The organism is Pseudoduganella umbonata (genome assembly GCF_014192225.1).
In the GTDB taxonomy this organism is placed as follows: domain Bacteria; phylum Pseudomonadota; class Gammaproteobacteria; order Burkholderiales; family Burkholderiaceae_D; genus Rugamonas; species Rugamonas umbonata.
In genome coordinates, this window is record NZ_JACHXS010000007.1 from 215,441 (window position 1) to 235,060 (window position 19,620).

A 19,620-nucleotide genomic window follows, 5' to 3' on the forward strand; every position below is an offset into this window, starting at 1 on the left:
AGCAGGCGGAGCAGGGGAGCAGGCCGAGCAGGCGGAGTAGGCCGAGCATGCCGAGTAGCCAATTATGCGCGCGTCCGGAACCAGGCCACCGGTGGTCAAACCTGCTGGTGAACCCTTCCTCCGCTATTCCTTCTTCGGCGCCGTCTTGCGCGCCGACGGCTTGCGGCCCGTTCCGGCACCGTCGGTCTTGATTTCCTGCTCCGGTCCCGCTTCCGTTTCCATCCGGGGACCGGTGGCGTGGGCCGCGTCGCCGGCCGCTGCTGCCGCCGGCGGCGCTTTCGTCTCCGCCGTCATCGCCGTGTTGACCGCCTGCTTGAACTGATCCTGCAGCATGTTCCACCAGATCGCCGGGTTGGCCATCTGCGCCGCGGCCGCGGCGGCCAGGTCGGGCTTGGGCGGGGCTTCTTCGGCAGGCCCGGCCTCGGCCTTTGCCGCCGGCTGCGGCTGGGGTTTCGCTTCGGGTTTCGGCGGCATCGGCACCGGCGCCGGGGCTGGCGCCTGGGCCGGTTTTTGCGCTGCCTTGGCCGGATCGAACTGGCTGAAGAATGCGGCCGCGTAAGGGTTCGCATCGAACAGCGATTTTTCCGGGCGTGCCGGCTTTTGCTGCATCGAGTCGGCCAGGCTCTGGCCCATCGACTTCAGCGTCGCAATCGTTCCGCGCTGCACTTCCAGCGCCTGGATACTGCTGCGCAGCATCGTGCCGTTCAGGTTGATCCAGGCTTCCACGGCTTTCAGGTCGCTGATCTTCTTGTCCAGTTCATCGAGCGACAGCGTGGGCGAGGCCAGGCCGGGCACGCCCATGCTGCCCCACAGCGATTTCACGAAATCCAGCGTGTCCGTCATCACGGCCGCGCCGGGGATGTTTGGCATTTGCGGTGTGCTCATGGCATGTCTCCAAAGCTTTAGTGGGATACCTTCGGCGCTTAGCGTAGCAGATTTGACACCGTCGCCGGCAAAAAACGGGAACGGTTTACACTATGCGGCATGACGATCGTTTCTTTTCTTTTGCGGCGGCGCCGTGAACTGGTGCTGTGCGCGGCCACCGTGGCGCTGCACTACCTGACGATCGACTGGCTGGCGGCGCGCATCGGCACGCCCGAAGCGCCGCAGGCACAGGTGCCGATGAGGGTCAGCGCGCAACTGCGCCCTGCGCTGCCGGCGCGGGTGGCGGCCGTGCAGCAGCAGGCGCTCGTGCCTGCGCCGGCCCCGGCCTCTCCCCCCGCCTCCGCACCGCCACGCCGGGCCGCCGCGACCCGGACACCGGCACCATCCGAAGCGGCCCCGGAACAGCTTGCCGAGCCGATCCCGGAGCCGCTTCCCGAGACAATTACCGAGCCGGTGCCGGCCGCGGTGGCTGCCGCCGTTCCGCCCGATCCCGTGGCACCGCCGGCGCAAGGCGGCGCTGCCCCGCAGCAACCCGAAGTACAATCGACCGCCGGGCCCGCACCGGTTGCGGCGACGGCGGCGGCCGAGCCGATGGCGGGACGGCGCTTCCGTGTCAACCTGCCGCCTGCCGCGGCGTTCGAGCTGGAAGTCAGGCGCACCGATGCGGATGGCACGCAGTGGAGCGGCAGCGCCAACATGCGCTGGCAGACGGACGGCAGCAGGTACAAGGTGGGCCTGGAAGTGGGCGTCAGCATGCTGGTCGCGCGCATCGGCCTGCTGGAACTGGCCAGCGAAGGCACGATCGACGATGCCGGCATCGCTCCTGTGAAGATGACGGAGAAGCGCCGCAGCCGTTCGATGACGGCCACGCACTTCGATCACGAGGGCAAGCGCATCACGTTCTCGGCCAGCACGGCCGCGGTGCCGATGGCCGCCGGCGCGCAGGACAAGGCCACGGTGCCGTTCCAGCTGGCCGCCATCGGCCGCGGCGACGTCAACCAGTTCGGCAGCGATATCGACATCCAGGTGGGCGAGGACCGCGAGGCCACGGTGTACCGCTTCGTGCTGGTGGGCGAGGAAGAGCTGGAAACGAAGATGGGCCGGCTCGTGACGTGGCGCCTGGCCCGTCCGCCGCGGCCCGGCAGCTACAACGCGCGGCTCGATATCTGGCTGGCGCCGGGCCTCGACTGGTACCCGGTGCAGATCCGCAACACGGAACGCAGCGGCGCGGTGACGACGCAAACCGTCACGAAGATCCTGCGGCCGGCAAGCTGAATAAGGAAAGACGATGAAACACATCCTGCACGGTGCCGCCCTGGCGGCTTCGCTGATCGCCGCTGCAATCCCGGCCGGCGCCCAGAACGAGCGCCCCGGCGCGAAGCTCAAGTTCGACCTGCCGCCGTCGGCCGAACTGACCTATACGGTCAAGGCCAGCAGCCATGGCATCCCGCTGTCCGGCAACGGCACGATCACCTGGCAGCAGGGCGGGGGCAAGTACACGCTGGTGACGGAAGCGCGCTCCGGCATGTTCGGCAAGGTGCTCGAATACCGCAGCGAAGGTACGGTGGACGCCTGGGGCCTGGCGCCGGACACGTACTATGAAAAGCGCATGCGCAAGGGAGCCGGCACGACGACCTTCAGGCGCGACCAGAAGGTCATCGACCTGGCCGACAGCGACAACACGGTGCCGATCAATGGCGGTGAACAGGATCGCAGCAGCGCGGCCTGGCAGCTGGCGGCCATCGCCCGCGCCGCGCCGCAGAAATTCGTGCCCGGCTCGGAATGGCGGTTCTACGTGGTAGGCCGGCGCAATGCGGACACCTGGAGCTTCAAGGTGGTGGGCACCGAAACGGTGAAGACTGGCGCCGGCGACGTCAAAGCCGTCCATTTCAGCAAGGCACCGCCAAAGGGCAAGGGCCAGCAGGTCGACCTGTGGCTGGCACCGTCGCTGGAGTGGTATCCGGTGCGGCTGGTCTTCATGGAAGAAGACGGAGATTCTTTCGAGCAACTACTCGACAAGGTAGCGAAAAAGTAAATGTTGCTCCAAAAATGGGGACGTACCCCATTTTTCCAGCAACTATTTCCTGGAAAATGGGGTACGTCCCCATTTTCCCGGCAACTATTGGCTTGCCGCCGGCAACGGTTTTGCTAGCCGGAACTGGTATACTCACGTCCCCGCCTGAGTTCGCAAGCTTTTGCAGCAAGGCGCCCAGAACCCCGGAGCGCGATGAGTAATACCGCACATGCGGCAGCCAGCACAGCCACGGCAGCCGAACACAATCCCACCGAGCAGGAACAGGCACTGCAGGCGCATTTCCAGCCGCATGTGTCCGTCGACGAGATCGAGCAGGTCTTCCACCTGAAGCGCGCGCAGCCGCTGCTGCAGGTGTTTACAGCGCTGTTCCACGGCGGTTTCGAGAGCGTGCTGGTGCGCCTGCTGGTGCTGCGCGAGCTGGCCAACGACACCACGTCTTCGGCGTTCTCGCGTGCTGACATCAACACGCGGCTGGCTTACCTGCTGCCGGAAAGCCTGGAAACAGTGCTGATGCGCCTGCGCACCAACGGCCTGCTGGCCTGGGATACGCAGCAGGGCGTGTACCGCGTGACGCCGATGGCGCGCAACGTGCTCTCCTCGATCGATGCCCTGCTGACCCTCGGGCAGGACCACGACGAAGCCGAAATGGGCTTCCTGCTGTCGCAGGTGGCCGGCGCGCAGGCAGTGGGCGGCGTCACCAGCGAGCAGTTGCAGCACCTGCTGGGCCGCCTGACGGACCTGACAGACGAATTCCGCGATGCGATTGCCTCCGGCTCGGAATTCCGGCTGCGCGAATCGCAGGCCAAGTGGCACACGGCGTGCGACTGGGTGGAAAAGGGTTCCGAGATCCTGCGCGCCATCACCAGCGACGAAAACGCCGATGCGGCCACGCACCGTGCCGCCCAGGCGATCGGCCGCGCCCAGAGCTCGCTGCTGAACATGCAGGGCATGTTCTCGCGCGCGCTGAACCAGATCGAACGGCAGCGCGTGCACCTGGGCCAGTCCGGCCTGTCGACGACCGACATCAAGCGCTGGCTGCTGGCGCACCCGGACCTGGCGTCGCTGGCCGAAGATGCGATCGAACAGCCGGTGAAGCCGCTGTTCATCACGCCGGCCGAGATGATCGACGTGGCCGAGACCGAGTTGATGGCCGAGCGCGTGGCGGTGGTCGCCTCCGGCCTGCCGTCCGGCGAGGATGCGCCGCTGACGGTCAGCGAGGACCAGGACATGCAGCGCGAACTCGACGACTGGCTGGCGCGCCTGTCCGATTTCGCCACGCTGAACAACTTCCCCAGCATCGCCGACGAGTCGCCGAGGGACATCAAGGTGCACGAAGCGCTGCTGCCGGCCAGCTTTGCGGTGGCGTCCTACCGCGCGTCGATGCTGCCGCTGCTGGGCGACGAGGGCGAGGCCAGCCTGCAGGGCGCCACCGCCGAACTGGCGCGGCTGCCGCTGCAGTTCGCGCCCACCGACATGATGGTGCAGCTGGACGACATGGAGGTGGCCGCGATGACGCTGGCCAGGCTCTCCCTCGATTTGAACGATAGCGACAAGGCCGCGAGTTGACCATGAATGACGATTCCCAAATTTTGATCGCACGCCTGCTGACGCACCAGACGCTGCGCCGCGACGACCGGCTCGTGAAACGCGCGCTGTCGGACGAGCAGTTCCGCCAGGAGGTCGATGCGCGCCTGCTCGCCACCGGCCTGAAGCTGCTGGACAACGTGTACGCCGACCACGTCACGCTGGCGCTGCACCGGGCGATCGAACCAAAGATCTTCGGCGCGCGCGACACGTGGCAGAACAATAATTTCGGCCTCGCCCGCGACGGCGTGGCGCTGCTGGTGGTGCTGTGGGCGCTGATCATCCTGCCCAAGCGCGAGCGGCAGGAAACCCACCAGCACGCCGATGACGACCAGGACGACATGTTCGGCAACGAGAAGCCGGTGCCGCGCGCGGAAGACACGTCGATCGGCATCCCGTACAAGGCGCTGCTGGCCGACTTCGGCGACAAGCTGGGCAAGAAAACCCGCATGGACATGAACCTGGGCATCCTGTCGAAGCTGGGCTTCATCGAGCGGCGCGGCGACATCCTCGTCGAAGGCCCGCTGCTGGACCTGCTGATGGACACCGACCTGCTGAAGGAACGCATCATCAACGGCGCGCTGGCCGAAGTGTTCAAGCGCGCACCGGCCCAGGTCGTGCACATTCCGCGCGCGGTGCTCGCCGCCGCCAACGATACGGCCAGCGCGGATGAAAGCGTGCCGGCCGCCGCCGAGGACGAAGTCGCCGCCGCGATCCGCGACGCCGCCGCATCCGCCAACGAGATGGCCGACGACAAGGCCGACGACAAGGCCGGCGACAAGGCCGGCGATACGGCCAACGACGCGGCCAACGATACCGAGAACCGGAGCTGACGCATGTTTCACATTAAATCGCTGGAGCTGGTCCACTGGGATTACTGGCAGCGCATCAAGAACATTCCGCTGGACGCGAAGATCATCACGATCGCCGGCCAGAACGGCTCCGGCAAGACCACGCTGCTCGATGCGCTGCGCACGCTGTTCGGCCTCGATTGCTCGATGGGCCGCACGTACAAGCATTACGCGCGGCACTCGGGCCAGCAGAGCGCATGGCTGCGCGCCGTCGTCGACAACCGGGCGCAGGGCCGGCAGCTGTCGAACCGCCCGTTCCGGTCCAGCGGCTTCTTCTCGGAAGACGAGGTCACGCTGTTCTGCCAGATCCAGAAGAACGGCGGCGACTGGAAGCGCCAGTACCTGATGCGGCCGGGTAACGTCGACATCGAGGAAGTGACCGAGGCGAACGACTGGCTCGGCGTGGAAAACTACAGGAAGCGACTGGCGAATGCGGGCCTGTCGCCGGCCATGGCCAAGGTGCTGGCGCTGGAGCAGGGCGAGACCGACAAGCTGTGCGAATACGCGCCGCGCCAGTTGCTGGACCTGGTGTTCCAGGTGTTCGGCGACAAGGAAGTGCTCGATGCCTACGACGAGGCGAAGCGGCACCAGCGCGACACCGAGGAAGAACTGAAGCGCTTCGAGGCCGAGCTGGAAGGTTCGCGCGCGAACCTGGAAGGCCTGCGCCTGCGCGTGGCCAACTACCACCAGTGGGAAACGCTGCACAAGGAACGCCGCAACCTGCAGGAAGAAGTGCTGCCCACGCTGGAATACCACGAAGCGCGCGAAAAGGCCAACAACGTCGGCCGCCAGCTGCGCGAGGCGAAGAAGCCGCTGGCGCAGGTCGACCAGCAGATCGCCGACCGGCGCCGCGAAGTCGAACGCCAGGCATTGCTGCTGCAGGAAGCGCAGCAGCAGGAAACCGTGCTGGAACAGGAATCGACGGTGCTGCAGACGCGCCTGTCGTCGCTGAACGCGAAGCTGAAACCGCTCGACAGCCTGATCGAGCAGAAGTCTCGCCTGCAAAAGCTCGCCGCCGAAGCGGGCGCGGACATCGCCGACGTGGCCAAGCAGCTGGAAGAGAAGGAAGCGGAGCTGGGGCGCCTGCGTGCGTCGCGCGACGCGGTGTCGTCGCGCATCGCGGCCGACAAGGCCACCATCGCCGCCCTGCAGGGCAAGACGGCGATGCCGGAGCCGGACAACGTGCGGCAGATGCGCCGCGTGCTGCGCGATGCGAACATCCCGCACGCGATGCTGTCCGACATCGTCGAAGTCACCGATCCGAAGTGGCAGGGCGCCGTCGAGGGCGTGCTGGGCGGCTATGCTTCCGTGGTGCTGCTGGAGAATGCTTCCGATGCGGCCGCCGCGTACCGCCTGGCCGAGAAGGAGCGCTATCGCCACTTCATCGTGCCCGAATGCGTGAAGGCGCACGAGCCGAAGAACGACAGCCTGCTGTCGGTGGTGCGCTTTACGGCGCGCGCGCCCGAATGGCTGATCGAGCAGCTGTCGCGCATCACCCGCGTGGACTCGGTGGAGCAGGGCGCGAAGCTCGGCAATATCGAGGAATGGATCACGCCGGACGCGTACCACAAGGAACGCCGCGGCGGCCGCTCGCTGTTCGTGGAAGTGTCGCGCTACCGCTTCGGTTCCGCCGGCCGCACGCAGCGCCAGGAAGCCATCGCGCGCAACCTGCCGTCGCTGGAAGCGGAAGAAGACAAGTTCACGCTGCAGATCAGCAAGCTGGCTTCCGAGACCAGCGCGCTGAAAGCCCGCGTGGCCGGCGTCGACGCGGTGAAGGAGCTGTCGGCGCGTGCCGATGAATTCGACGAAGCCGCGCGCACCGCCGTGCCGCTGCGCGCCGAACGCCTGGAAGTGGGTTCGCGGCTGGGCGAGCTGCAAGGGCTGATGAAGAACGCGACGGTCGCGCGTACCCGTGCCGACGGCGCGTGGAATGGCGCGCGCATGGCGCTCTCCGAAGCGGAGGCGGGCATGCGCCTGAACTACAAGCGCCAGCTGGACCAGCGCTCCGACCACGCACGCGCCTTGCTGGCGCTGCGCCGGCAGTGGAAGCACCTGCCGGCCGCGTGGCGCCGTCCCGCACGCCGCCAGGCCGTGGTGGCGCAGCACGTCAACGCGCACCAGGTCGACCTGCGCATCGCCAGCCTGCAGGCCAGCCTGGCGCGCGACGATTGGGAACTCGACGCCACCGTCATCGACCAGTACGCGCGGCTGAACGAGCAGCTGTCGTCGCGCAAGAGCGAGACGGAAGAGCGGCGCTACCAGAACAACCGCGCGATCGAAGCCACCGGCAATGCGCGCGGTGCCTACATCGAGCGGCTGCGCTACACGATCAAGCAGTACACGAAGAACATCAAGGAGCTGGGCGAACTGGCCAAGATCGAAGTCAGCGCCGATCCGGTGAAGCTGGAGAACGACGACCTGCTGCTGGCCCAGGCCGGCCTGCACGTGCGTTTCAAGTTCGACGGCAAGGGCGTGATCGGCATGAACGACGGCGAAGCCTCCGGCGGCCAGCAGGTGATGAAATCGCTGGTGCTGCTGATCGGCCTGCTGAAGTCCGACGAAGGCTCCGGCGGCTTCGTCTTCATCGACGAACCGTTCGCCCACCTGGACATCCGCAACATCCAGCTGGTCGGCGAATTCCTGAAGAACACCGACGCCCAGTACCTGATGACAACCCCGCTGACGCACAACACGGACGTCTACGACCCTTCCGAACTCACGCTCATCACGAGCAAGAAAAAGAAGGACACGCAGTGGGCGCAGCCGATCTTCGTCCTGCAACGCAAGAAAACCGACGACAAAGCCGCTGCCTGACGCCAATATTTCTCAAAACCGGGGTCAGACCCCGGTTTTGGGAAACTATTTTCCTGGCTCGACTTGAAGGTCGTTGGCAATAGTTCTCGCAGATTGGACGAACTTGCGGTATCTGTTGCTCAAAACCGGGGTCTGACCCCGGTTTTGAGCAAAACTTTTCGACGGGATATGACGTTGGTGCCGGTTTGCTGGCTCAGCGCAGCTTGATGTCCACCACCGTCGGATCCTCTTTCACCTCGATTGCCGCGTCCTCGAACTTCGGCGGGCCGAACATGGCGGCCGGAGCGCGCGACATGCCCCAGCTTTCGTTCGGGATGCCCAGCACGCGGTCGAGTTCGCCATTGTCGTTGGCGTCCTCGTAGGCCAGCACGGCGAAGGTGCCGGGCGGGACGTCCGGCACGGTCACCTTCATCGTGCCCGCTTCGGCAGGGACCGAGGCGGTGTACGCGCACTGCTTCAGGAAGCGCTCGCGGTCGCACACGGCCACGCTGACCTTGCCTTTGCCGGCCACGTTTTCGACTTTGATGTCGACGGTGGCCGCGGTGGCCGCGGGGGGATGCAGCAGCGCGGCGCAGCCCAGCACCGCGGCAGGGAGGAGGGCGCTCCAGGAACGCCAGTTCAGCAACGTCATGTGAAATCCTTTCGTCAATGCGTGATCGTCAAAGCGCAGTCGTCAAAGCGCAGTCGTCGATGCGCAGTCGTCAATGTGTAATCTTCAATCCGTAATCTTCAGTCCGTACTACAGGCAGGCCCGTTCGCGGCGCTGCTCCCGGGCATGCTGTGGTAGTCTCGACAACTCCGAATCCTGCCAGCCAACGCCCTCATGCTGTTCAATGCGCTCATCGTCGTCGTCACCGTCATCGGCATGGAACTGTTTTCCATCTTCGCGCACAAGTACGTCATGCACGGCTTCGGCTGGGGATGGCACAAGTCGCACCATGAGCCCAGGACGGGCTGGTTCGAGAAGAACGACCTGTACGCGGTGTTCTTCGCCGGCATCGCCATCGCCCTGATCTATGCCGGCACGCGCGGTTATCACCCGCTCGAATGGATCGGCGCCGGCATGACGGCCTACGGTTTCCTGTACTTCGTCGCCCACGACGGGCTGGTGCACCAGCGCTGGCCGTTCAAATATGTCCCGCGCCGCGGCTACCTGAAGCGGCTGTACCAGGCGCACCGCATGCATCACGCGGTGCATGGCAAGGAAGGCGCGGTGTCGTTCGGTTTCCTCTACGCGCCGCCCGTCGACCGGCTCAAGCGACAGTTGCACGCGCTGCACCAAGGCCGGCCGCAAAGGCACGCGGCCGCTGCCACAACCCTGCGCGACGAGCCGCCGGCTGCCGGAAAAGGGGCTTGAACCGGGACCTGAGCGCGAGCGCGCCGCCCTTCGCCAGCAGCCACAGTTTCATCGCCTTCGACGTGCCCACCCGCTCATCCCAGGCGCGCGGCCCGCGCCGTTTCACTTCGATGCCGATCTGCCGGTACACATAGCGCGCCGTGGCGATCGCCCACGCCGAGCGCAGCGGCAGTGCGGCGATGCCCACGGTGGCGGAGTCGTAATAGGGTTCCGCATGATCGACCAGCCGGGCCGCCACTCCCGCCAGGGCTGCGCGGTGCTTCTCCAGCGCGATCTCGGCGGGCGGGATTCCCGCCTCGCGCAGCCACTGCGCCGGCAGGTAGGTGCGTCCGATGGCGGCGTCGTCGACAATGTCGCGCGCGATGTTCGTCAGCTGGAACGCCAGCCCCAGGTCGCAGGCGTGGTCCAGCACCGTTTCGCTTTTCACCCCCATGATCGAGGCCATCATCAGACCCACCACGCCGGCCACGTGGTAGCAATAGCGCAGCGTGTCGTCGAGCGATTCGTAGCGCTCGCCATGCACGTCCATCGCGAAGCCGGCCAGGTGGTCGAACGCGAAGCGGGGCTGGATCGCGTGGCGCAGCGCCACTTCCTGGAAGGCCGCGAAGGCCGGCTCCGTCATCGTCTCGCGTTCATAGGCGCGCTGCGTCAGGTCCTCCAGCATGGCGAGGTGCCGCGCCGCTTCGTCCTGCGTCGGAGCGGCGCTGCCGAAGCCGAGTTCCTGGCCGTCGACCACGTCGTCGCAATGGCGGCACCATGCATACAGCATCAGCACGCTGCGCCGCGTCGCGGGATCGAACAGCCGCGCCGCGGCGGCGAAGCTTTTCGACCCGACGTTGATGGTATTGGTCGCATGGTCCAGCAATGCGCCATCGTCGCGCGCACTCATGCCACCGCTCCTGCCGCCGTCCCTGCCGTTCCTGCCACCACTCCTGCCGCCACCTCTTCCAGCATCAGCCCGGCGGTGGCCTTGGCCGAACCGATCACGCCCGGCACGCCGGCACCCGGATGCGTGCCGGCCCCCACCAGGTACAGGTTGGCCAGTTCGGCATCGCGGTTGTGCGGGCGGAACCAGGCGCTTTGCGTGAGGATCGGTTCCAGCGAAAAGGCCGAACCCACGTGGGCATTGAGCTCGTCGCGGAAGTCGAGCGGCGTGAAGATGCGGCTGGTGACGAGCTGGCTGCGCAGGCCCGGCATGTAGTGCCGCTCCAGGTAATCGAAGATGCGGTCGCGGTAGCGCGGGCCTTCGACGGTCCAGTCGATCGGCGCGTTGCCCAGGTGCGGCACCGGCGCCAGCACATAGTGGCTGCCGCAACCGGGCGGCGCCAGCGACGGATCGGTGACGCACGGCGCGTGCAGGTACAGCGAGAAATCGTCGGCCAGCTGGGAACCGCCGAAGATCTCCTGGATCAGTTCCTTGTAGCGCGGGCCGAAGCACACGGTATGGTGCTGCAGCTGCGCGTGATGGTGGTTCAGGCCGAAGTACAGCACGAACAGCGAATTGGAAAAGCGCTTCTTCTTCAGTGCCTCGCCCTGCGCGGCGCCGCGCGGGTGCTGGCCCAGCAGCGCGGAATAGGTATGCACCACGTCGGCGTTCGAGGCCACCGCGTCGGCGGCGAAGAAGCGGCCATCCTGCAGCCGCACGCCGCTGGCGCGCGCGCCCGACGTTTCGATCTGCGCCACCGGCGCGTTCAGTTCGATGCGCCCGCCGATATCCTCGAACAGCCGCACCAGCCCGTTGACGAGCGCTCCGGTGCCGCCGCGCGGGAACCACACGCCCCATTGCCGCTCCAGCGCATGGATCAGCGTGTAGATCGACGACGTGGCGAACGGGTTGCCACCCACCAGCAGCGAGTGGAACGAGAACGCCTGGCGCAGGTGCTCGTCCTGGATGAAGCGCGAGACCAGGCTGTACACGCTGCGCCAGGCCTGCAGCTTCGCCAGTTGCGGCCCGGCCTGGATCATCGAGCGGAACGACAGGAACGGCACGGCGCCCAGCTTGATGTAGCCTTCCTCGAACGTGGCTTTCGAATAGGCCAGGAAGCGCTGGTAGCCCTGCACGTCGGCCGGATTGCGGGCGTGGATCTGCCGGTCCAGCGCTTCCTGGTCGTTGGCATAGTCGAAGCGGCTGCCGTCTTCCCAGCACAGCCGGTAGAACGGCGCCACCGGCAGCATCTCGACATAGTCGGCCATCTTCCGGCCGGCGGCGGCGAAGAGTTCCTCGATGGCGGAAGGGTCGGTGATCACGGTGGGGCCGGCGTCGAAGACGAAACCCTGGTCTTCGTACACGTAGGCGCGGCCGCCCGGCTTGTCGCGCTTTTCCAGCAGCGTGGCCTGGATGCCGCTGGCCTGCAGGCGGATGGCCAGTGCCAGGCCGCCAAAGCCGGCGCCCACGACCACGGCGGTTTTCGATCGGTTCATGCGATTGTCCTGATGTCTCGGTTGATGCGGGAATGGATCCGGTCGGGATGGGTACGGAAGGCGGCATCGACGGCGGCGCCGACGGGTACCGGCGGCTTGCCCGTCAACACGCGCGCCATGTCGGCAAGGGTGGGCCGGCCGGCGTAGAAACGGGCGACGAGGCCGGGTGGCAGCGTGTAGAAACGCTGCATCACGCGCCAGCGCCGGTCCGGCTCGCCGGCCAGGAACAGCATGCGGTTCAGCAGCCGGAAGAAGCGCTGGCCGCGCCATGCCGCCAGCGCCTCCTGCCGGATCGCCGCGAACAGCGCCGGCGCATCGGGCTCCGGCAATTGCGCGATGCGTTCGGCCAGGCGCACCGCGTGCGGCAGCGAATAGCCGGTGGTCGGATGGAACAGCCCGGCGCGCAGTCCCGTGCAGGGCTGGCCGGCCAGGTCGTTCCAGTAGCCGTCCACGTCGCCGGCCAGCACGATCGGCAGCGAGCCGTGTTCCTCGCGCAATACCTCGGCGATGCGCCAGCCGCGCGCTCCGGCATAGGCGGCGATGTTGGCGCGCAGCCGCTCCGGCTCCCAGGCTGCGGTATCGACGTAATGGGTATCCTCGATCAGCAGCCGGTCGGCGCCGAACGGCAGCAGGTAGACGAAACGGTAGCCGCCCTGCTGGGCCACGCCGGCATCCATGATGACGGGGCGTGCCAGGCCGTGCGGCGCCTGCAGCCGGACTTCCTGGCCGAGGAAGGTTTGATAGCCGAGCGCCAGCCGCGCGCTGGCGCGCATGCCGCGGCCGTCGATCACCGCGCGGGCCGAGAGCAGTTCGCCGCCGGCCAGGCGCACGGTGGTCGGCGTCACTTCGTCGATCCGTGCGCCGAGCCGCAGGGCAGGACCCAGCGCCGGCTCGATCACGCGGGCGAAATCGCCCGAGGCGATGCTGGCGTAGCCGCTGTCCAGCGTGCGGGCATAGTCGGGAAAGACCACGTCGTAGCCGGGCCAGCGCGTGCCGACCAATGGCGCCAGCCATGCTTTCTGCGCCGTATCCAGGTCGCCGTCGTGGAACGACCATGTGTGGTTGCCGCCCAGCGCATCGCCCTGTTCGAGCAGCAGGATGCGCAGTTCCGGGCGATGCGTGCGCAGGCGCCAGGCCAGCAGGCCGTTGGCGAGGCCGCCGCCGGCCAGGATGATGTCGTAGCCGCTCATGCCGACCTCGCCAGCAACGGATCGGGCGGCGCATTCTCGAAGCCCGGCGCATGAGCGAAGCCAGGTACACGCTCCAAGCCCGGTGCAGGAGCGAAGCCAAGTGCAGGAGCGAAGCCAAGTGCTGATTCGATGATGTCCACGGCACGCGGCGTGCCGCCCGCGCGCGCCACGTTGCCGGCCAGTGCATCCAGCCGGTGCGCGAACGACCCGTCTTCCAGCAGTTGCCGCAATTGCCGGGTCAGCTGCGCGGCGGTGGCGAAGCGGGGCGAGGCCAGCAGCCCCACGCCGGCATGGCGCACCCGTGCCGCCGAGCCGGGGTGGTCGAAGGCGATCGGCAGCGCCAGGATCGGCGTGCGCGCCTCGATCGCATCGAGCACCGTGTTGACGCCCGCGTGCGAGATCACCGCGTCGGCCCGCGCCAGCGCTTCGCGTTGCGGGGCGAAGGCACATACCCAGGTGGCGCCGGCGCGTTCCAGCTCGCGCGCCTGCCGCTCGTCCAGGCCGCCGCAGTGCGCCGCCAGCAATTGCACGCCCGCCGCGCGGCATGCTTTCGCGATGCGCAGGAACAGGCCGAGGCGGTGGCCCTGCATCGTGCCGAGCGAGGCGAACACGAATGGCTTGCCGGCCGCGATCGGCGGCAGCGGTTGCTGCACGATTTCCTTGCGGGCGGTGGAGCGGAACGGCCCCACGTGATGGAAATGCGCGGGCAGCGCGCGGCGCGGGAAGTCGTAGCCCTCGACAGTCTGGCTGACCTGCGCCAGCGGCGACAGGCATTCGTGCAGCCCGTCGCGCGCGGGCAGCCCGAAGCCGCGCGCATGGCGTTCGATCGTGCGGCGGTGCGGCGTCATCATCCAGTCGTACACGCGGGTACTGCCTTCATACATGCGCAGCGACCGTTCGTCGGTGCCGAACGCGAACGGCATCACCGGCAGCGGGATGCCGGGTTCGCGGTTGACGGGCAGCGCGCAGGCCACGGAAACGAACGGCATGCCGAGCGCCTCGGCCACGAGACCGCCGGCAGCTTCCATCTGGTCGCAGATCAAGGCATCGACACCGGTCGCCTCCAGTGCCGCCGGCAGCTCGCGGCACAGCATGTCGGTGCTGCTTGCCATGTCGCCGATCACGCGGCGCAGTCCCAGCGGGCTGCCGGGATTGGCCGCGCGGCGCATCACGGCGGCCAGCGTGCCGGGCGGATGGCTGGCGGCGCCCAGTGCGTGAAAGCCGAGCCGGTCATCGCCCAGGTGGGCACCCGCGTCGGGCTGCTGGAAATACGTGACGCGATGGCCGCGCGCGACCAGTTCCAGGGCCAGCGCCGCCAGCGCGTTGAAGTGGCTGTAGAAGGCCGGGGCTACCACGCCGAAATGTGCCATCGGTAAGCTCCGTGCCGAGGCTCAGCCGGCGCGGCTGTCGAATCCGGCCTGCGCCGTGCCGTTGATCGCGGAGGAGGCGTAGCGGTGCGGCCGTGCGGGCTGCCGGGGTTGCGGCGGCTGCGCGGCGAACATGCGCTGCACGAAGCGGCGCGTGCGTTGCGCGCCGGCCAGCGCGTCGCCCAGATGGCGCTCCACCTCGCGCAGGTGGTCGGCGAGACGGCGCTGCGCTTCGTCGGCGCCGAAGGTGTTGATCAGCGTGGCCTTGCCCAGGTCCAGTCCCGTGTCCTTGCCCGTGACGGCGCTGTCGGCGCCCGGCAGGTCCTGGAAATCGTCGCGGATCTGGAAGGCATGGCCGGCGGCCAGCGCAAAGTCGCGCAGCGAGCGGGCCTTGCAGTCGTCGACCTCGGCCAGCACGGCCGCCATGTCCACGGCGGCACCGAGCAGCAGGCCGGTCTTGCGTTCGTTGGTCGTGGCGATCGCCTCGGCGGTGCGGCCGGTGCCGCCGTGCAGGTCTTCGAACTGGCCCCGCACCAGCCCTTGCGCGCCGACCGTGTCGGCCAGCGTGGCGACCAGCCTGGCACGGGTTGCCGGCGGGATGCCCGGTGCCGACGCGAGAATGCCGAATGCCCGGCTCAGCAGCGCGACCGATGCCAGGATGGCGACATCCTCGCCGAACTGCCGGTGGATCGTCGGCTGGCCGCGGCGCAAGGTAGCGTTATCCATGCAGGGCATGTCATCGAGGATCAGCGAGGCGGCATGCACGATCTCGACGGCGCAGGCGACATCGGTCACCGCCGGCGACGCGCAGTCGAGATCGGCCGCCACCAGCATCAGCAGCAGCGGGCGCATGCGCTTGCCGGAACCCAGCACGGCGGCGCGCATGGCGGCGGCCAGGCGGTCGTTGCGGTCGCCCTCGGCCGCCAGCAGGTGGCCGAGGCGCTCGTCAAGCGCCTGGCGCATCGCGTCGAGTTCTGCGGCGGAATGCTCATGACCGGTCTCGTGTTCCGAACCGGCGAACCGTCTTTTCTGGCTAGTCATGCCCGCTTCCCTCCGTCATGTCCCGATAGGTCATGATAGCGGAAAGGCAATAGTATGCCGACGCAATATTCAATCGTGCGAGCGTCCAGGACAATAGCGGGTCAATAGCGAGGGTCCGCTCCCGCTCCCGCGGGCGGGATTACTCCACCAGCGAGATCACCATCCTGCTCATGCCGCTCGCCTGCTTTAGCATCGCAGAGCCGGCCTGCGTCAGCATCTGGCTCCTGGTCATGTCGGCCACTTCCGTAGCGAAGTCGGCATCGGCGATCTGGCCGGCCGCGGCGTCGGTGTTCAGTTTCATCTGGCCGAGGTTGCTGAATGCCGACTCGAAACGATTGCCCAGCGCGCCCAGTCCGGAGCGCAGCTTCGTTATGGATTGCTGGGCTTCCGCCAGCCTGTCCACCATCAGGTTGGCCGACTCGGCGGATGTCAGGTCGGTATCCGGAGCATCTTGCGGATGGTTGTGCAGGTTGCCGTTGTCGATCGCGTAGTACAGGGCCACGTTGATTTGCCCCAGGTCGTTCCGGAAATCGACGGTAACGCTTTCCTCGGCGGAACTGCCGGTCTGGAACGTTACCGGCCCCAGTCCGAAGGTGCCCGGTCCGTCCGGCCCGGGGGGCGCGACGACATAGCGGAACAGGTAGGTGCCCGCGTAGCGCGACTCCTGCATCGTGTCGTATACCTGTTCGCTCAAGGTCGCATATTCGGCATGCATGGCTTTCCGGTCGGCCAATGTCGACGCGCCATCCGCCGCCTGGATCGCCAGGTCGCTCATCCGCCCGAGCATATTGTTCATCTCGCCCAGCAGGGCATCGGCGGTCTGCAACATTGAAATACTGTTCTGCAGGTTGCGCATCGCCACCGCCATGCCGCTCGATTGCGTCTTCAGCCGGGTAGCGATCTGCAGGCCGGCGGCATCGTCGCTTGCCGAGTTGATGCGCTTGCCGCTGCCGAGGCGCTCCTGTGCCGTGGCAAGCTGGCCGCCGGCTTTGCGCATGCCGTTCAAGGCTGCGTTTGACGCGATATTGGTGTGAAGACTGAGCACGTTGTCCCTTTTGCCATAACCGTTGGTACAGAGCGACAAGAAACGGGAAAACGTTAACGTTTTTGGAACGTATACTCTAGAAATTTTCTACACTGCAATGGAAACGCGCGGCAAGGTGGCAAAACTGCCGGGAAAGGGAAAGTGATGAACGCACCGCAACCGAAGATCCGCTTCGAGCCGAAGGAGCCCTGCAATGGCCATTGAACCCCTGCGCTTCGGTACGCCCGGCCAGACGGTGCTCGTCACCGGCGCCACCGGCTTCGTCGGCCACCAACTGGTGGCGGCATTGCTGGCGGACGGCCAGCGCGTGATCGCCATGAGCCGTGACACGGCGCGGGCCGCGCGCCAGCTGGGCGGCGGCGTGCGCTGCGTGATGACGGCCGCCGAACTGGCGGCCACGGAAAGGGTCGACATCGTCGTCAACCTGGCCGGCGCGCGCATCCTCGGCCCGCGCTGGACGGCGAAACGCCGGGCCGCGCTGCGTGCCAGCCGGGTGGCGCTGACGAACCGCCTGGTGGACTGGATCGCGACTGCGCAGCACAAGCCGCGGCTGATGCTGTCCGCCTCGGCGATCGGCTATTACGGCGTGCAGCCGCAGGGGGCGCCGGTGCCGCTGACGGAAGAAAGTCCGCCGCAGCCGGTGTTCATGTCCCAGCTGTGCCAGGAGTGGGAGGCGGCGGCACAGCGCGCGGCGCAGCATGGCGTGCAGGTTGCCACCATGCGCTTCGGGCTCGTGCTCGGCCACGGCGGCGCGCTGCCGGCGATGCTGATGCCGGTGAAACTGGGTGCCGGCGGCCCGCTGGGCGGCGGCCGGCAGGCGATGTCATGGATCCATGTCGACGACTTGCTGCGCGCGCAGGCATGGCTGGCGCAACGCGGCGAAAGGACGAGCGTGCAGGGCGCCTGGAACTTCACCGCGCCGCAATGCGTGACGCAGAAGGCGTTCACCGCCACCGCGGCACGGTTGCTGCACCGCCCGGCATTGCTGCCCACGCCGGCATGGCCGGTGCGCCTGCTGCTGGGCGAACAGGCCGACCTGCTGCTGGAAGGGCAGTGCGTGGTGCCGGCCAGGCTGCAGCGCGAAGGGTTCGACTTCCGTTACCCGGGGCTGGAAGCCGCGCTGGGCAGCCTGCTTTGACCGGGCGGCCGGTTGCCCCGGCCGCTTGCGGCAATCGTCAGGCCGCGCGGCGCTGCGAGGCGGACACCTGCAGCGTGGCCAGCACGTCGTTTGCCTTGGCCAGCAGCTCGAGCGCGCGTACGTGGCCCAGGTCGCCCGCGCGGCGGCCCTGGTCGCGATAGCGTGCGCACAGGCCCAGTGCTTCACGCTGGCCTTGCGCTGCATCGGCAGCCGTGGCGATGTCCGCCTTGCGCAGCGTTTCCACCACCAGCCCGAACAGGCCGGTCGGCATGGCCGGGCCGTTCAGCACGTCCGCACTGCTCGTGAAGCCGCCGGCCAGCGCCAGCTCCTGCATGTAGGCCGCATCGGCTTCGATCCGCACCGAACCGCCGGGGACCAGCATGATCAGCGGCGCGTAGGGCGCCAGCGCCGGCAGCACGTGGTTCGGGTAGACGTTGGCATGCCACGCGCTCGTGGCCAGCAGGGAAAAATGGCGGTGATCGCGCACCGGCGTGAAGCGCGCCTGCCGGAACGGCACGATGTCGACCTTGCCGCCGCTGCCGCCGAGCGCATCGGCCGCCACGTCGAGCAGCAGGGTGCCGAACAGGAAAGCGTGATGGAAGTGCGTGCCGCGCAAGGCGCCCCACACGTGGCGCAGGCTGCCGCCGTGTTCGTGAAAGGCGGCCAGCGCCGCCAGGCCCGCGGCGGCTCGCGGCGGCAGCGTGCCGGCATCGAGCTGGCCCAGGGATTCGTGCATCGCCTGGGTGATTTCCAGCCCCTGGCCAAGCGGATAGGGCTGGCCCAGTTTGACGGGCATGCGCGCGGCGAGGGCCGGATCGATCGCGGTCCGCAGGTGTTCCAGCAATGTCCGCAGTGCCGGCAGCGCCGGCAACAGGAAACGTTCGGTCAGGGTTTGCTGGAGCGGGTCCGCGATGCGGGGCTCGTTCGGCAGCAGGGTATCGGCGGGAAGGTTCATTCAAGCTCCGGCAGGAGCGGCTGTGCGCGGCGCCAGCGCAGCATGCCGATCGAAAAAGTGGCGAGGTAGCCGGCCAGCAGGCCGAATGCGATGCACGACAATGGATGGCGCAGCACCATGTCGCGCGTGATCAGTTGCGGGAATTCGGATTGGCGGTTCATGTACAGCTCCACGCCGATCTGCAGCACGCGCGCGGCGAACAGCATGCAGATGAGGATGCCGAAGCGGTCGTAGGGCTTGAAGAAGTAGCGGCGGCCCACGGTCTCGAAGCGCGTTTTCCTCAGCGTGAAGAACCCCAGCCAGCCGCCGACGAGCGCGCCGCCGGCCAGCGATGCCAGCGCCGGCGGATCGCCGAGCAGCGAACCGGAAGTCGCCAGCAGCAGCAGCGAGAACAGCACGGCGCCGGTCCAGTGCTTCCACATCAGCGATTCCTGCCGGGCGAAGAATGGCCGGAGTCGCAGGTAGACCCGCCAGATCAGCAGCGGAATCAGGATCAGCAGGGCCAGCGTGGTCAGTTCCATGGAGAGATAGTGTCGGCAAAAGCAAAATTGTAACGCTGCGGCGCGAATCCGGGGGGCGTGGTACGGTGAACTTCCAGACTACAGGAGGAAACATGGACCGATTCATGGAGCGTGCCGCCGCGCCGATCCACGCACACCGGGCGCCGGACCTGCCGGTACCCGTCGACGAACCGATGCCCGACCCGCAGCCGAATCATCCGCATCATCCGGAGGCGCCGGTGGAGCAGGACGATCCGGTGCCGGACCGGAATCCGGAGTAGTTGGCGGCTGAGCAGCAGGGGTCTGCCGGAGCGCCGTACCGCCCCGGTAAGTGAAGGCTCAAGCGCTTGCCGATAGCGTTGACAGAGGACTGACCCCGGTTTTTGCCAGCGTTTCGATAGCGCCGGCAAAAACCGGGGTTAGTCCCCTTGATGCGT

18 protein-coding genes are annotated in these 19,620 nt (G+C 67.4%); 8 read left to right on the forward strand and 10 right to left on the reverse strand.

Annotated elements, in window-relative coordinates; translation table 11 throughout:
• Nucleotides 1–123: 123 nt before the first annotated feature.
• The gene (locus FHS02_RS18895; RefSeq protein WP_137315886.1) at nucleotides 124–885 is read right to left on the reverse strand and encodes a PhaM family polyhydroxyalkanoate granule multifunctional regulatory protein; all 762 of its coding nucleotides are present in this window, start codon (nucleotides 883–885) and stop codon (nucleotides 124–126) included.
• A 99-nt stretch (nucleotides 886–984) separates the two neighbouring features.
• On the opposite strand from FHS02_RS18895, the gene FHS02_RS18900 reads away from it, so the two are divergent.
• The 5 genes from FHS02_RS18900 to FHS02_RS18920 all read left to right on the forward strand — a co-directional run bounded on the left by FHS02_RS18900 (nucleotide 985) and on the right by FHS02_RS18920 (nucleotide 8,169).
• The gene (locus FHS02_RS18900) at nucleotides 985–2,160 is read left to right on the forward strand and encodes a DUF3108 domain-containing protein (protein ID WP_137315887.1); all 1,176 of its coding nucleotides are present in this window, start codon (nucleotides 985–987) and stop codon (nucleotides 2,158–2,160) included.
• Between the two features lie 13 nt (nucleotides 2,161–2,173).
• On the forward strand, nucleotides 2,174–2,920 hold the full coding sequence (locus FHS02_RS18905) for a DUF3108 domain-containing protein (protein WP_137315888.1): 747 nt from the start codon (nucleotides 2,174–2,176) through the stop codon (nucleotides 2,918–2,920).
• Between the two features lie 192 nt (nucleotides 2,921–3,112).
• Nucleotides 3,113–4,486 carry a hypothetical protein gene (locus FHS02_RS18910; RefSeq protein WP_137315889.1) on the forward strand — a complete coding sequence of 458 codons (1,374 nt, stop codon included), beginning with the start codon at nucleotides 3,113–3,115 and terminating at the stop codon, nucleotides 4,484–4,486.
• 2 nt (nucleotides 4,487–4,488) lie between these two features.
• Complete coding sequence (locus FHS02_RS18915) at nucleotides 4,489–5,337, forward strand: hypothetical protein (protein ID WP_229422322.1); 849 nt, start codon at nucleotides 4,489–4,491, stop codon at nucleotides 5,335–5,337.
• A gap of 3 nt (nucleotides 5,338–5,340) precedes the next feature.
• Nucleotides 5,341–8,169 carry an ATP-binding protein gene (locus FHS02_RS18920; protein WP_137315890.1) on the forward strand — a complete coding sequence of 943 codons (2,829 nt, stop codon included), beginning with the start codon at nucleotides 5,341–5,343 and terminating at the stop codon, nucleotides 8,167–8,169.
• 193 nt (nucleotides 8,170–8,362) lie between these two features.
• Here FHS02_RS18920 and FHS02_RS18925 read toward each other — a convergent pair whose 3' ends face one another.
• Nucleotides 8,363–8,800 carry a DUF2141 domain-containing protein gene (locus tag FHS02_RS18925; protein WP_137315891.1) on the reverse strand — a complete coding sequence of 146 codons (438 nt, stop codon included), beginning with the start codon at nucleotides 8,798–8,800 and terminating at the stop codon, nucleotides 8,363–8,365.
• A gap of 192 nt (nucleotides 8,801–8,992) precedes the next feature.
• On the opposite strand from FHS02_RS18925, the gene FHS02_RS18930 reads away from it, so the two are divergent.
• The gene (locus FHS02_RS18930; RefSeq protein WP_137315892.1) at nucleotides 8,993–9,526 is read left to right on the forward strand and encodes a sterol desaturase family protein; all 534 of its coding nucleotides are present in this window, start codon (nucleotides 8,993–8,995) and stop codon (nucleotides 9,524–9,526) included.
• Here FHS02_RS18930 and crtB read toward each other — a convergent pair.
• The 6 genes from crtB to FHS02_RS18960 form a co-directional block, all read right to left on the reverse strand.
• A complete protein-coding gene (gene crtB / locus FHS02_RS18935; protein ID WP_137315893.1) occupies nucleotides 9,423–10,415 on the reverse strand; it encodes a 15-cis-phytoene synthase CrtB in 993 nt (330 codons plus the stop codon). The genes FHS02_RS18930 and crtB overlap by 104 nt on opposite strands.
• Nucleotides 10,412–11,947: a phytoene desaturase gene (locus FHS02_RS18940; RefSeq protein WP_137315894.1), complete on the reverse strand. Its 1,536-nt coding sequence runs from the start codon at nucleotides 11,945–11,947 to the stop codon at nucleotides 10,412–10,414. Before FHS02_RS18940 ends, crtB begins: the two co-directional genes overlap by 4 nt.
• Nucleotides 11,944–13,137: a lycopene beta-cyclase CrtY gene (gene crtY / locus FHS02_RS18945; protein WP_137315895.1), complete on the reverse strand. Its 1,194-nt coding sequence runs from the start codon at nucleotides 13,135–13,137 to the stop codon at nucleotides 11,944–11,946. The genes FHS02_RS18940 and crtY overlap by 4 nt, the downstream gene beginning before the upstream one ends.
• On the reverse strand, nucleotides 13,134–14,507 hold the full coding sequence (locus FHS02_RS18950; RefSeq protein ID WP_137315896.1) for a glycosyltransferase: 1,374 nt from the start codon (nucleotides 14,505–14,507) through the stop codon (nucleotides 13,134–13,136). The genes crtY and FHS02_RS18950 overlap by 4 nt, the downstream gene beginning before the upstream one ends.
• Before the next feature lie 21 nt (nucleotides 14,508–14,528).
• Nucleotides 14,529–15,545, reverse strand: a complete 1,017-nt coding sequence (locus FHS02_RS18955) for a polyprenyl synthetase family protein (RefSeq protein WP_137315897.1) — start codon at nucleotides 15,543–15,545, stop codon at nucleotides 14,529–14,531.
• Between the two features lie 139 nt (nucleotides 15,546–15,684).
• A complete protein-coding gene (locus FHS02_RS18960) occupies nucleotides 15,685–16,590 on the reverse strand; it encodes a flagellin N-terminal helical domain-containing protein (protein WP_137315898.1) in 906 nt (301 codons plus the stop codon).
• Nucleotides 16,591–16,783: 193 nt separating this feature from the next.
• Here FHS02_RS18960 and FHS02_RS18965 point away from each other — a divergent pair, with 193 nt between their 5' ends.
• Nucleotides 16,784–17,728, forward strand: coding sequence for a TIGR01777 family oxidoreductase (locus FHS02_RS18965; RefSeq protein WP_137315899.1), 945 nt, complete (start codon nucleotides 16,784–16,786; stop codon nucleotides 17,726–17,728).
• A gap of 37 nt (nucleotides 17,729–17,765) precedes the next feature.
• Here FHS02_RS18965 and FHS02_RS18970 read toward each other — a convergent pair whose 3' ends face one another.
• Nucleotides 17,766–18,683, reverse strand: a complete 918-nt coding sequence (locus FHS02_RS18970; RefSeq protein ID WP_137315900.1) for a hypothetical protein — start codon at nucleotides 18,681–18,683, stop codon at nucleotides 17,766–17,768.
• Nucleotides 18,680–19,204 (reverse strand): CcdC protein domain-containing protein, encoded by a 525-nt coding sequence (locus FHS02_RS18975; RefSeq protein WP_137315901.1) that lies wholly within the window; start codon nucleotides 19,202–19,204, stop codon nucleotides 18,680–18,682. Before FHS02_RS18975 ends, FHS02_RS18970 begins: the two co-directional genes overlap by 4 nt.
• 92 nt (nucleotides 19,205–19,296) lie before the next feature.
• Here FHS02_RS18975 and FHS02_RS18980 point away from each other — a divergent pair, with 92 nt between their 5' ends.
• Complete coding sequence (locus FHS02_RS18980; protein ID WP_175424637.1) at nucleotides 19,297–19,464, forward strand: hypothetical protein; 168 nt, start codon at nucleotides 19,297–19,299, stop codon at nucleotides 19,462–19,464.
• The last annotated feature ends 156 nt before the right edge of the window (nucleotides 19,465–19,620 follow it).